The sequence below is a fragment of the Rhizobium anhuiense genome, assembly GCF_003985145.1.
GTDB classification, from domain to species: Bacteria; Pseudomonadota; Alphaproteobacteria; order Rhizobiales; family Rhizobiaceae; genus Rhizobium; species Rhizobium anhuiense.
Window position 1 is genome coordinate 232,385 of record NZ_ML133527.1, and the last position, 13,054, is coordinate 245,438.

General features: G+C 61.5%; 11 protein-coding genes. 2 read left to right on the forward strand and 9 right to left on the reverse strand.

Annotated elements, in window-relative coordinates; translation table 11 throughout:
• The first annotated feature begins 33 nt into the window (after positions 1-33).
• Together EEQ99_RS19550 and EEQ99_RS19555 are read left to right on the forward strand one after the other, a co-directional pair.
• Positions 34-471, forward strand: a complete 438-nt coding sequence (locus tag EEQ99_RS19550; protein WP_063475044.1) for an EamA family transporter — start codon at positions 34-36, stop codon at positions 469-471.
• 126 nt (positions 472-597) lie between these two features.
• Positions 598-1,521 carry a LysR family transcriptional regulator gene (locus tag EEQ99_RS19555; RefSeq protein WP_063475045.1) on the forward strand — a complete coding sequence of 308 codons (924 nt, stop codon included), beginning with the start codon at positions 598-600 and terminating at the stop codon, positions 1,519-1,521.
• Here the strand turns inward: EEQ99_RS19555 and EEQ99_RS19560 are convergent.
• The 9 genes from EEQ99_RS19560 to EEQ99_RS19600 form a co-directional block, all read right to left on the reverse strand.
• Complete coding sequence (locus EEQ99_RS19560) at positions 1,484-2,221, reverse strand: SDR family oxidoreductase (protein WP_047610228.1); 738 nt, start codon at positions 2,219-2,221, stop codon at positions 1,484-1,486. The genes EEQ99_RS19555 and EEQ99_RS19560 overlap by 38 nt on opposite strands.
• 111 nt (positions 2,222-2,332) lie before the next feature.
• Positions 2,333-3,094, reverse strand: a complete 762-nt coding sequence (locus EEQ99_RS19565) for an ABC transporter permease (protein ID WP_063475046.1) — start codon at positions 3,092-3,094, stop codon at positions 2,333-2,335.
• Positions 3,091-4,017, reverse strand: coding sequence for an ABC transporter ATP-binding protein (locus EEQ99_RS19570; RefSeq protein WP_127430944.1), 927 nt, complete (start codon positions 4,015-4,017; stop codon positions 3,091-3,093). The genes EEQ99_RS19565 and EEQ99_RS19570 overlap by 4 nt, the downstream gene beginning before the upstream one ends.
• 541 nt (positions 4,018-4,558) lie before the next feature.
• Positions 4,559-6,172, reverse strand: coding sequence for a glycoside hydrolase family 43 protein (locus EEQ99_RS19575; RefSeq protein WP_063475048.1), 1,614 nt, complete (start codon positions 6,170-6,172; stop codon positions 4,559-4,561).
• A 98-nt stretch (positions 6,173-6,270) separates the two neighbouring features.
• On the reverse strand, positions 6,271-7,302 hold the full coding sequence (mgrA, locus tag EEQ99_RS19580; protein WP_063475049.1) for an L-glyceraldehyde 3-phosphate reductase: 1,032 nt from the start codon (positions 7,300-7,302) through the stop codon (positions 6,271-6,273).
• A gap of 128 nt (positions 7,303-7,430) precedes the next feature.
• The gene (locus EEQ99_RS19585) at positions 7,431-8,564 is read right to left on the reverse strand and encodes a Gfo/Idh/MocA family protein (protein ID WP_063475050.1); all 1,134 of its coding nucleotides are present in this window, start codon (positions 8,562-8,564) and stop codon (positions 7,431-7,433) included.
• A gap of 8 nt (positions 8,565-8,572) precedes the next feature.
• Positions 8,573-9,334, reverse strand: coding sequence for a sugar phosphate isomerase/epimerase family protein (locus tag EEQ99_RS19590; RefSeq protein WP_063475051.1), 762 nt, complete (start codon positions 9,332-9,334; stop codon positions 8,573-8,575).
• Between the two features lie 37 nt (positions 9,335-9,371).
• Positions 9,372-11,834 (reverse strand): beta-mannosidase, encoded by a 2,463-nt coding sequence (locus EEQ99_RS19595; RefSeq protein WP_063475052.1) that lies wholly within the window; start codon positions 11,832-11,834, stop codon positions 9,372-9,374.
• A gap of 125 nt (positions 11,835-11,959) precedes the next feature.
• A complete protein-coding gene (locus EEQ99_RS19600) occupies positions 11,960-13,051 on the reverse strand; it encodes an ABC transporter ATP-binding protein (protein ID WP_174824474.1) in 1,092 nt (363 codons plus the stop codon).
• Positions 13,052-13,054: the final 3 nt, after the last annotated feature.

A 13,054-nucleotide genomic window follows, 5' to 3' on the forward strand; every position in this document is an offset into this window, starting at 1 on the left:
GCCTTAATCCATGGGTGCGACAGGAGTTTCGCGATGAATTCACTTTGGCCGATCGTCATCGGCGGGGTTCTGCCGGCTTTCTTCTGGGGCATCACTGCCATCTTCCAGAAACAGAGCGCCACATCAGCCACCGGCTCCGCCGTCTATCTGATCGCCTTTGGCGCTGTCTGCGCACTCGCCGGTCTGCTCGCCGCGCTGATCTGGCGCCCTGCCCCCTGGACTGCCGAGGGTCTCGGTTTTGCCGCCATCGCGGGCGCCTGCTTTGCCGTCGGCACCGGCCTCATCAGCTTTGCGCTTTTTGCTTATGGCGTCCCGGTTTCGAAACTCGCTCCGATCTGGAGCTGCAACGTGCTGGTGACGCTGGCAATCGGCGCCGTCATTCTCGGTGAAGCCTCCGAGGTCAACATAATGAGGCTCGCCGCCGGTACCGTCCTGATCATCTCAGGCGCTCTGCTCGTCAGCAGCGCCTGAGATGAAGCGGGCGCAACACGCAGCAGGAAAGACAAGCCTTCGTCGCCAAATGCACCTGCATTGCAGCACGTTCTGCTTTGTTGATATCCTGCGTCAAGGCGCCTCCACGCGTCGTACGGAGCCAACATGAACCTGCGACAATTGAAGACATTCCTTGCGGTGATCCGGCACGAAAATCTGACGCGCGCCGCCGCCGAGGTCAATCTCGCTCAGTCGAGCCTCAGCGACCAGATACAGGCTCTGGAAGAGGAATTGGGCGCAGAGCTCTTCCTCCGCTCCCGGCAGGGCGTGGTCCCGACACCGGCGGGCGCGGTCCTCAAGGCCTATGCCGAAGAGATACTGGCGCTGAACGACGAGGCGAAGGCCGCCGTCAGTGCTGCAGCCGGCAGCGCTGGACAGTCCATCACCTTGGGTACGCTCGAAACCATCGCCGCCGAAAGGCTGGCGCCGTGGCTATCACTCTTTCGCAAGAAGAACCCAGACGTCGGCCTCAAGCTCAAGGTCGGCGGCAGCGGCGAATTGGTTGAGCAGTTGCAGCAGGGCTCGATCGATGTCGCCTTCACCTTCGATCGCGGGCATCAGGACGAACGCTTCTTGACGCGCCGCATCTGCAGCGAACAGTTGGCGCTGATTGCCGGCCGCGATTTGCAAGCCCGACCACCCGCAAGCCTCGCCGCACTGAAGAACGCGCCCTTCGTCGCCACCGAAACCGGCTGCGTCTACCGTCACCTGTTCGAGACCGCCTTTGCCGACGCCGGCATCGCCACGCCACCGATCGTCACTGAGGCCGACAGCATCGCCACGATCATCCGCCTCGTTGCATCCGGCACTGGTTACGGCCTTGTGCCACGCCTTGCGCTCGGCCATGCGGCAACACGCGACGACGTCGTCGAACTGCCATGGCCGGGCAATCCACCTGCCGCTTCGCTGATCATGGTGTGGCGCCGCCGGCGCGTTCAGCCGCCGGCGCTTTCTCTCTTGCTGGCATCAGCGTCCGACAACCTTCAGCCCCTCAAACCAGCCGATGTCCGCCTTCAACGTGCAGGATAGTGCCTGTGGTGAAGCCGTTGCCGATCAGGAAGCGGATCGCATCGGCAATATCCGCGGGCCTGCCGACACGCCCGGCTGGCAGGCGTTGTGCCATGGCCTCAAGCGTCGCCTGCTTGGCGTCGCCGGCAACCAAGCTCCAAATCGGCGTGTCCACCCATCCCGGCGACACGGCGTTGACGCGGATCGGCGCCAGCTCGATCGCCAACGCCCTGACCAGGCCTTCGAGCGCAGCGTTAACCGCAGCGACGACCGATCCCCGCGCCGCCGGCCGATAGGCCGCAACGCCCGATGTATAAGTAATAGATCCTGATAGCGGCAGGAGCGGCGCACCGTATTTCGCCAGCAGCAACGGCCCATAGAACTTGCTCTCGACCACACGTTGTGCCGCCGCAAGTTCGATCGACGGCAGCAACTGGTAGGCGCCTTCGATGTCAGCGGCGGTGCTGACGATATGGTCAACGGGATCGCTATTGCGGAAAAGCGCCGCGACCTCTTCCTCTCGCGATATATCGACGGCAAGCGTCGCCAATCCAGGGTGATCGCCGAGATCGCGCCGCGCCGCCGCAAGCCTGTCGGCGCTACGTCCCGCGATCGTCACCGACGCTCCCTCCTCAAGTAGGCGTGCAGCAAGCGCCAGTCCCATGCCGGAACTGCCGCCAACAATAATGATCTTCGCGCCTTCGATCCTGATATCCGTCATCTGCCGTCTCCTTCTTGGCTGACCAGCAGATGCCCCAGGCCAAAACGGAAGAAAAACGGAAGAAATCGATGACATCATCGAAAAATCCGATGATGTCATTCAGGAAAACGGTCAGTTGCGCAGCCGATACCCCGTCTTGAATATCCAGGCGAGCGTTCCCAGGCAGATGCCCAAGAAGGCCGTGATCATCGCCAGGCTGATCGCCGGATTGACATCGGCGATCCCGTAAAAGCTCCAGCGGAAACCGCTGACGAGATAGAGCACCGGGTTGAGGTGGCTGACCGCCTGCCAGAAAGGCGGCAGCATGCTGACCGAATAGAAGCTGCCGCCGAGGAAGGTGAGCGGCGGCACGACCAGCATGGGAATAAGGTTCAGCTGTTCGAAATTGCCGGCCCAGATGCCGATCATGAAGCCGAACAGGCTGAAGGTGATCGCCGTCAGTAGGAAGAACAGGATCATCATGAAGGGATGCTCGATCCTGACGTCGACGAAAAGATTGGCGGTCAGGAGGATAATGAAGCCGATAATCATTCCCTTGGTTGCCGCCGCCCCGACATAACCGAGCAAAATCTCGGTCATCGCCACCGGCGCCGAAAGCACCTCGTAGATCGTGCCGGTGAATTTCGGGAAATAGATGCCGAAGGAGCCGTTGCTGATGCACTGGCCGAGCAACGTCAGCATGATCAGGCCGGGGGTGATGAAGGCGCCGTAGGACACGCCCTCCACCTCCTGGATGCGCGAGCCGACCGCGGCGCCGAAGACGATGAAATAAAGAGATGTCGAGATCACGGGCGAGATGACGCTCTGCAGCAGGGTGCGGCGCGTGCGCGCCATCTCGAAGAAATAGATCGATTTGACGGCCTCGACGTTCATTTGTCCGCTCCCACCAGCGCCACGAAGATGTCCTCAAGCGAGCTTTGCCGCGTCGAGAGATCCTTGAAATGGATATTGTTCTCGCCGAGCCGGGTCAGCAGTGCCGCGATACTTTCCTGCTCGTTGTCAGTGTCGAAATCATAAGTCAGCCGGTTGCCGTCAGCCTCCAGCGTCAATCCATTGCCGGCAAAACAATCCGGCAGCCGGTCGAGCCGTTCAGTGAGATCGAGGATGAGCTGCTTACGACCGAGCTTGGCCATCAGCGCCGCCTTGTCCTCGACGAGCAGCAGTTCGCCGCCGTTGATGACGCCGACGCGGTCGGCAATTTCCTCGGCCTCTTCGATATAATGCGTGGTCAGGATGATGGTGACGCCGGAGGCCCGAAGCTCTTCGACGACATGCCACATGTCCTTGCGCAGCGTCACGTCGACGCCGGCGGTCGGCTCGTCGAGGAAAAGAATATCCGGCTCATGCGAGAGAGCCTTGGCGATCAGCACTCGCCGCTTCATGCCGCCGGAGAGCTGGCGCAGCATATTGTCCTTCTTGTCCCAGAGCGAGAGTGCGCGCAGCACTCTCTCGATGTGAGCAGGATTGGCTTTCTTGCCGTGCAGACCGCGCGAAAAGCTGACGGTATTGAACACCGTCTCGAACTGATCGGTGGTCAGTTCCTGCGGCACCAGCCCGATCATTCCGCGGGTGGCGCGAAAATCCTTCACGACATCGTGGCCGGCGACCAACACCCGGCCGCCGCTCGGATTGGCGATGCCGCAGATAATCGAGATCAGCGTCGTCTTGCCCGCGCCGTTTGGCCCGAGCAGCGCCAGGATCTCACCCTTTTCGACGTCGAGATTGATGTCCTTCAGGGCCTCGAACCCATTGGCGTAGGTCTTGGTGAGGTTCTGAACGGAAATGATGGGGGCCATGCGGAACTCTTGAGGATTCTCGGAAGTTACTCGGCCGCTATATAGTCCCTTTGTAACGCTTTAACATCCTTAAGCGCTGAACACTGCATTCGCGCACTGCTAACATAGTTGGCCCGCTAGCGTAGGCGCCCACTAACACAGGGCGCCCGCTGACATTGTCAATCCGCTGGCGCGGGCGGGGTAGTTGGCATCGGGCTTCGTGACGAACCGCCCCTCGCGAAAAGAAAGGCAGCGGCCGGGCTCAGATGTCATCATCCGGTGATATTCATGCCCGATAAGAGAGTCGAGGCCAGCACCGGCATCCGCCCCCGCCGCCCATCCCTTTGCGGAGCCGTCTCCGGGCGTTCTCGTTGCGCCTCTTTTTGGCTGCCTCGGCATGTAGTGAAAGTTATTGTTCAGTTACGAAGTGCTTGGAACCGGCCAGTATCCCTGTCCAGCCGTGTTCGTCTTAAGCCGGCCCTGCGCCGGCTTTCTTTTTGTGGGTTATCCGTTGTTGCCCCTCGCTGGCGATCGGCGCATTCGGTCCTATCGTCGCTCGCCCTTACAACTCGTCATAAACAAACCAGTCGAAATCAGCAGTCTTCGCCCGGCCTGACGTATCGAAGGCAAATACGCCGGCGAATGCACCGGTGAAGGAGCCATGTTCGCCGCGTCCGCCCTCGTCGGAAATCACACCGGCGTCGAGGACCGGGCCGATCGGCTGCCATGCGCCCTTGCCTTCGGTCTGCCAGAAGAACTGCAGGTCGTTCTCGCGGATTTCCATGGCGAGCTGGACGCGGCCCTCGGCGGCAATCGAAACGCCGCTTTCGGCGGGAAAACTCAGCCGTCCGTTCGGGTAGTCGCCGTTGCAGGAGAGGATCGTCACGCAGCGGCCGAGTGTTTCGTGCAGCGTCACGGCAACGGCGTGGAACTTGTGCCGGTTGTAGTAATGCGTCAGCCCCGCCACCTGCTGATAGGTGTCGGGCGAGAACTCGATCACGGTCTCGGCGCGGAAACTGTGGTGTTCCTGCCGGCGGGCGATCAGCGACTGTTCGAACCAGGAACCGATGCTTTCGCGCGCAATCAGGCGCAAATGGCCGGGACGATCCGTCAGGTTGAAGATGCGCTCGGGCTGGGGCGTGCGCAGCCACTGAAAATCGGCAGGCAGCGTGCCGCCGTCGAAGCTGTATTCGCTGCGCATCGGCTTTTCCACAGGCGTCGCGCCGAAGAGACCGGGTACATCGACATCAGGTACGCTGGTACCATTTTCGAGATAAAGCCAGTCATCGTCGCGCCAGACGCATTTCTGCAGGCTTGTCTCTCGCCCCAGTGTGCATCGCCGTTTCGGCGGCAGCGGCCGGCCGCAGAGATGGGTGTGGTAGGCCTCGCCGTCGGGCGTCTCGACATACTGCCCGTGCCCTGCCCGCTGCAGCACCGCGCCCGGGTGGTCCTTGGAGGTGATCAGGTGCATGTTCGGGTGCATCTGATAGGGTCCGTCGATATCACGCGACCGCGCCATGGTGACGGCATGGTCGTAGCCGGTGCCGCCCTCGGCGGTCGTCAGATAATACCAGCCGTTGCGTTTGAAGAGATGCGGGCCTTCGACGAGGCCGAGCGGGCTGCCGGCGAAGATGTTCTTGATCGGCCCCTTCAACGCCTTTGTCGCCGGATCCCATTCCTGCAGCAGAATACCGTCGAAGGCCGGTGACTTCGGCGAGCCGCCGTAGCTTTCGGTGCGATGGTTCCACTGCATGTTGACGAACCACTTGCGGCCGTCATCGTCGTGAAACAGCGAGGGATCGAAGCCGGAGGAATTGACATAGACGGGGTCGGACCATTCGGCCTCGATCGAGGGTGCGGTGACGATGTAGTTCGGCGCGTCCTTGAAGCTGCCGTCGAAGCGCTTGACGTCGGTATAAACAAGCCAGAACTGCCCGTCGGCATAGGAAAGACACGGCGCCCAGATGCCGCAGCTATCGGGATTGCCGCGCATGTCGAGTTGCGACCTGCGTTCCAGCGGCCGGCGCACCAACGTCCAGTTCACCAGGTCGCGCGAATGGTGGATCTGCACGCCGGGATACCATTCGAAGGTCGAGGTGGCGATGTAATAATCCGCGCCGACGCGGCAGATCGACGGATCGGGGTTGAACCCCGGCAGGATGGGATTGCGGATCATGGACGGTCTCCTCCGAGCATCGGTGCTATTTGCTGCACGTACATCAGATCATAGCAGAAAAGAGCCCGGAAGAGTTTCCTCCCCGGGCCCGGCTTGATTTATGCGCGTTCGGCCGACTTGGCCCAGAGGTTGATGTCGGCCTCGCGGGCGTAGACGTCGATCTCGGCAAGTTCCTCTACGGTGAATTCGAGATTGTCGAGCGCCTTGACGCAATCGACGATCTGCGAGGAGCGGCTGGCGCCGATCAGCGCCGAGGTCACGCGGCCGCCGCGCAGCACCCAGGCGATCGCCATCTGCGCCAGCGTCTGGCCGCGCTTTTCGGCGATCCCGTTGAGCTTGCGGATATTGTCGATGATCGAAGGGCGGATGAAATCGCGCTTGAGGAAGTGGTTCTGCGCCGCGCGGCTGTCTTCCGGAATGCCGCCGAGATATTTCGTCGACAGCATGCCCTGGGCAAGCGGCGAGAAGACGATCGAACCCATGCCGACCTCATCCAGCGTATCGAGCAGCTTGTCGTCTTCGACCCAGCGATTGAGCATCGAATAGCTCGGCTGGTGGATCAGGCACGGCGTGCCGAGCTCCTGCAGGATCTTTGCGGCTTCGCGCGAGCGCTGCGAATTATAGGAGGAAATGCCGACATAGAGCGCCCGGCCGGAGCGGACGATATGGTCGAGCGCGCCGCAGGTCTCTTCCAGCGGCGTCTCCGGATCGAAGCGATGCGAATAGAAGATGTCTACATAGTCGAGGCCCATGCGCTTCAGGCTCTGGTCGCAGGAGGCGATCAGGTACTTTCGGCTGCCCCATTCGCCATAGGGTCCGGGCCACATGTCATAACCGGCCTTCGACGAGATGATCAGCTCGTCACGAAGCCCGGCAAATTCGGTGCGCAGGATCTCGCCGAAGGCGGTCTCGGCGCTGCCGGGCGGCGGGCCGTAATTGTTGGCGAGGTCGAAATGGGTGATGCCGAGGTCGAAGGCCGTGCGGCACATGTCGATCTTGCGGTCATGCGACGTGTCGCCGCCGAAATTGTGCCAGAGGCCGAGCGAGACGGCCGGCAGCTTCAGGCCGGAACGGCCCGTGCGATTATATTTCATTTTCGAATAGCGGTCTGCGGCTGGTTGCCAGCTCATGATCCCAATCCTTTAAAAGCAATTCCTGGAAAAGTATGCAGCCTTTTTCCCAGGAATCGCGCGTAACAAACGATCGAAGTAAAAAGGCGCGGGCCTATCGCCCGCGCCGACAATAGAGCTTCGCAGACCTACTTCAAGAGCGCCTGTGCTTCTTCGATACCGAGGGCGGCCGGCTGCGTGCAGGTTGTCGTCAGGTCGATGAAACGGCCCTCCTCGCCCGATTTCAGGATCGAGGTCATGACGTCGACGCCGTGCAGCGTGCGGTCGAGCGAGCAGCGCGCATCGCGCCCTTCGATCAGCGCCGACACCATGTCGGCAAGGCCGGCGGTGCGGTAGTTGGCGCGCGCGCCGTTCGGGTTTTCCTGGTTGATCTTGCCGAACGGATGCTCCCAAGCCTCCAGCGGCTTGATGTCCTTGTCGCGGCCGCTGGCCTCGACGACGCCGCCGAAGAAGTTCGGGTCCGGTACGTAGAGCGAGCCATCGGTGCCGTAGAGCTCCATATTGGCATGGCGGTGAGACCACACGTCCCAGCTCGCCGTCAGCGTCACCGTGGCGCCGTTGACGAATTCGAGCAGCGCCTGGATCGTCGTCGGGGTCTTGACCGGGATGATCTCGCCATTGCGCGGCTCGCTGGTGATCGTGCGGGTCGGCGACGCCATCGAGGTCATGCCGCCGACGCGTTTCACCGGGCCGATCAGATTGATCAGATTGGCGATGTAATAGGGGCCGAGATCAAGGATCGGGCCGCCGCCCGGCAGAAAGAAGAAATCCGGGTTCGGATGCCACATCTCCATGCCGGGGCTCATGACGTAGCAGGCGCCCGAAGTCACCCGGCCGATGCCGCCGTCGTCGATGAACTTGCGGGCGAGTTGGTGGGCGCCGCCGAGGAAGGTGTCGGGCGCGCAGCCGACGGCAAGCTTCTTCTCCTTGGCGATGCGCCGAAGCTCCTCGCCCTCTTCGAGCGAAAGCACTAGGGGCTTTTCCGAATAGACGTGTTTCCCAGCCTCGAGGATCGCCTTCGACACCCGGAAATGAGCATCCGGGATCGTCAGGTTGACGACGACGTCGATCTCGTCATTGGCGAGAAGCGCGTCGATCGTCTGCGCCTTGACGCCGTATTCCTTGGCGCGCGCCTCGGCGGCCTGCACGTTGATATCGGCGCAGGCCAGCACCTTCAGCCCCTTGAAGAGCGGTGCCAGTGAAAAGTAGGTGGTGGAGATGTTGCCGCATCCAATGATGCCGACGCCAAGTTCCCTGGTCATGATGTGCCTCAATAAGTCTGAAAGGATGCAATCGAGCGGCTGATGTTGCGGTCGATATCCTTGGGGTTGTCATGTTCTACGACGAAGTGTTTCGCCCTTGTGGCACGCAGCGCCGTGATCAGCTTCGCCCACTCGACCTTGCCATGCCCGACATCGGCCCAGCCGTCCTCATCCGTCGCTTCGCCCGCCGGCGCGATGTCCTTGACGTGCACGGCGGTGATGCGCGGTCCGAGCTTTTCGACCCAGGCGAAGGGATCGGCACCGCCGCGGATGACCCAGGCGATATCGGCCTCCCAGGAAATATCGGGTGCGCCTTCGAAGATGCGCTCGATGGGCCGCGAACCGTCCTGCAGCTTGAAGAACTCGAAGTCATGATTGTGCCAGCCGAATTCGTAACCGGCATCCTTGTAGGGTTTGCTCATTTCCTGCAGGCGCTTGCCGAAGGCGACCCAGCCGGCGGCGTCTGACGGCCGCTGGTCAGCTGCCAGATGCGGCGCATAGATCGAATCCATGCCGAGGATCTTGGCAATGTTCAGCGACTTCTGAACGTCCTTCTCCAGGAAGTCTGGGCTGAAATGGCCGGTCGCCATGACCAGGCCATTCTTGTCGAGGTCGGCGCGAAGGCTGTTCAGCCCGGCATCGTCGAGATCGGCGTAAATGCCGCCGAAGCCTTCGACTTCGGCATAGCCCGCCTTGCCGAGCTTTTCGAAAATCACAGAATAGGGCTGGAAGTTGCGGGCGCTATAAAGCTGATAGCTGAGTTTCGTCATCATGTTCTCCTTGGGCCTCGTGCCCATTCTTGCAAGATCAATCCGCCGACTGGCAGGAATGCAGGTCGTAGAACCGGAACGCCGGAAGCGCGCCGCGATCAAGCGGCCGTGCCGGGGTAAAGGTGATGCGGCGGCTCTCGCCGGCCGCAAGGTCGAAGGCGTTGTCGGAATATTTGCCGTCCGTCTCGGTCTCGATCATCACGAAGAGCGCAAGTCCTCCAGCGGTGACGTTGATGTCGACCGAACCATTCCCCTCGACATATTCGTGGGTGACGGTAAGCCCCGCGGGCTCCAGCTCCAACGCCTTGTAGGTGCCGTTGACATAGTGCCCCTCGCCGCCCGTGCCGTTAGACGCGGTGAAATGCCAGGCCAGCAGCGTTCCGTCGGGAATGTCGGAGACGTCGATGCTCGTGGCCGTCACCGCCGCATCCGGCGAGCACATGGCCTGCACGTCCTTGAGGTGCCGCCGTTCGCCCTTCATCGTCAGCAGCGAGATCGAAAGGTCGATGCTGACATCGGCAAGCGTGTCGTTGACCAGCGAGAAGCGGATCGTCTTTCCGTCGTCGGAAGGAATGGCGGCGACCGCGACAGGCTGGAAGAAGCGCTTGACGAGATAGTGCATCGCCTTCCAGCGGCCGCCATAATCGAGGCTCGACCAGGAGGCGACCGGCCAGGTGTCATTGAGCTGCCAGTAGATCGTGCCCATGCAATGGGGTTTGAGCGACCGCCAGTATTCCACTGCCGTCTTGATGGCGAGTCCCTGCTGGATCTGTGAGAGATAGACGAAGTTCGGAAAATCCTTGGGGAAGCGGAAATAGCGGAACATCGTGCCGGCGATGCGCTCATTGCCGCCGGCATTCTTCTGGTGCAGCTCCATCACCGGGGAAGCGACGTTCATGTCCTTCTCCTCGGCATAGGTCTTGATTACCGGCAGCGACGTATAGGACTGGAAGCCGAATTCCGAGCAGAAGCGCGGACGCACCGAACGGTAATTGTCGAACGACTTGTTCTCGTGCCAGACCGACCAGTAATGCATGTCGCCGGATCCGTCGGCATGCCAGGCATCGCCGAAATCGAGATAGCCGGAGGCCGGGCTCGACGGCCACCAGAGCGCGCCGGGCAGCGCCTTCTTCACCGCTTGCTCGATGGTGCGGTTGAGGCGATCGTAGGAGACGAGATAGCGGTCGCGATCCTTGCGGGATTCCTCGAACCAGGTGAGTGCGCCCACCAGCTCGTTATCACCGCACCAGAGCACGATCGACGGATGCGAGGAGAGCCGGCGCACCTGGTAATCGACCTCGATCGTCACATTGTCGAGGAAGTCCTCGGTCGAGGGATAGAGGTTGCAGGCGAACATGAAGTCCTGCCAGACCATGAGACCCAGCCGGTCGCAGAGATCATAGAAATGATCCTGCTCGTAGAAGCCGCCGCCCCAGACGCGGATCATGTTCATGTTGGCGGCTTTGGCCGATTGCAGCAGATCCTCGGTCTTCTCAGGCGAAGACAGCGAAAACAGCGCGTCGGCCGGGATCCAGTTGGCGCCGCGGCAGAAGATCTCATGGCCGTTGACCTTGAAAGCGAAGCGACTGCCTGATGCATCCGGCGTGGTGATCAGTTCGACGGTGCGAAGGCCGATCTGCTTGATCACCTCATCCGTCGACGTTTCGACCGACAGCCTGTAGAGCGCCTGCTCGCCGCTGCCGGAAGGCCACCAGAGGCGCGGATTGTCGATATGGAAGAGGTGGTTGACATGGCTCTCGCCGTTGACGCCGACATCCAGGCGCACGCGCTCGCCGTCGAGTTCGAAATAGACCTGGGCAATGCTCGGCCCCTTGGAAAACAGCGTCGCCGTCACTTTGAGATCGACCGAGCCGTCATTGTTGTGGGTCTGACGGGTGACCACATGCTCGATGCGCGCGGTCTCGAGCTTTTTCAGCGCGATCGTGCCGTAAAGGCCGAGCGGCGCAATGGCGATGTTCCAGTCCCAGCCGAAATGGCATTGCGGCTTGCGCAGCATGTTGCCGTCGGGGATCGGCGAATTGCCGGTGCTGTAGGGAATGTAGAAGGGCTGCTGCTTCTGCCGCGCAGCAGCGACGGCGACGCTGGAGGCAAAGACGATGCGGATGCTGTTGTCGCCTGCTTTCAGCATGCTGGAGACATCAGGCCGGTAGCGGCGGAAACTGTTGTCGGCCTCAAGCGCCAGGAAGCCGTTGACGTGAACGCTGGCGACCGTGTCGAGATAATCGATATCGAGATACCAGTCGCCCTCGACCTCCTGAAGCGTGAAGCTGCGCTCGACCGCCCATTCGCGCTCGGCGACCCATTGCACCTTTTCCTCGTTGCGGCCGAAATAGGGATCGGGGATCAGGCTTGCGCGATGGAGCGCGGTGTGCACGTCGCCCGGCAGAATGATCGCAGTGCGGATCTCGCCATCGACGGAGGCAAGCTGCCACGAACCGGAAAGGTCGATGTTGAAACCGTTCTTCGGCAAGGATGTCATTAGTAGTATCCCGATCGGACCGCTCCTGGGGATCGCCGGACAAGCCGGACCGCGGCCGAATTTGGCTGGCCTGACGGCCGATTGGAGATAGGGCGGCGCCATTTCGGCCCCGCCCGCATTGTTCTCTAGAGACGCAGCTCGGTTTCCGCATCGAAGACCGAGGCGACCGTCATGTCGAAACTGAGCTTCACCTTGGCGCCGACATTGAAGCGGCGCGCGCCGTTGACGCGTACCGACATCGTGTGACCGGCATGTTTCAGCCACAGCAGATTGTCCGCGCCCATCGGCTCCTCGATATCGACGGTGGCGTCATGTTCTTCGCCGCCGGCATTCTCGTTGACCTTGATGTGTTCGGGACGGACGCCGAGCACCACCTTGCGGCCGGGCTGCAGCGTCTCGTTGGCGTCGTAAGCCGCGAGCGAGAAAATGACGCCGTTGGCAGAAAAGGCAATGCCGTCGCCTGACTTGACCAGCTCGCCGTGCAGGAAATTCATCGAAGGCGAGCCGATGAAGCCGGCGACGAAGAGATTGCGCGGCCTGTTGTAGATCGTCGTCGGATCGTCGAGCTGCTGGATGATGCCGCTCTTCATGATGGCGATGCGATCGGCAAGCGTCAGCGCCTCGATCTGGTCGTGGGTGACGTAGATCATCGTGTTCTTCAGCGACTGGTGCAGGCGCTTGATCTCGACACGCAGCTCCGAGCGGAGCTTGGCGTCGAGGTTGGACAGCGGCTCGTCGAACAGGAAGACGTCGACATCGCGCACCAGCGCCCGGCCGATCGCCACGCGCTGGCGCTGGCCGCCGGAAAGCTCGGCCGGCTTGCGTTTCAAAAGCGGCTGGATCTGCAGGATTTCGGAGGCGCGCGCCACGCGCTTGTCGATCTCGGCCTGTGGCACCTTGGCGACGCGAAGACCGAAGGACAGGTTCTTCTCGACGGTCATCTGCGGATAGAGCGCATAGGACTGGAACACCATGCCGATGCCGCGATCCTTCGGCTCTTCCCAGGTAACGTTCTTGCCCTTGATGAAGATCTGCCCTTCCGAGGCGTCGAGCAGGCCGGCGATGCAATTCAGCAAGGTCGACTTGCCGCAGCCGGACGAGCCGAGCAGCACGAGGAATTCGCCGTCGTTGATATCGAGGTTGAGATCCTTCAGCACGCTCACCGCACCGAAGTTCAGGGACAGATCCTTGATGGAGACGCTTGCATTCATATTCATGAG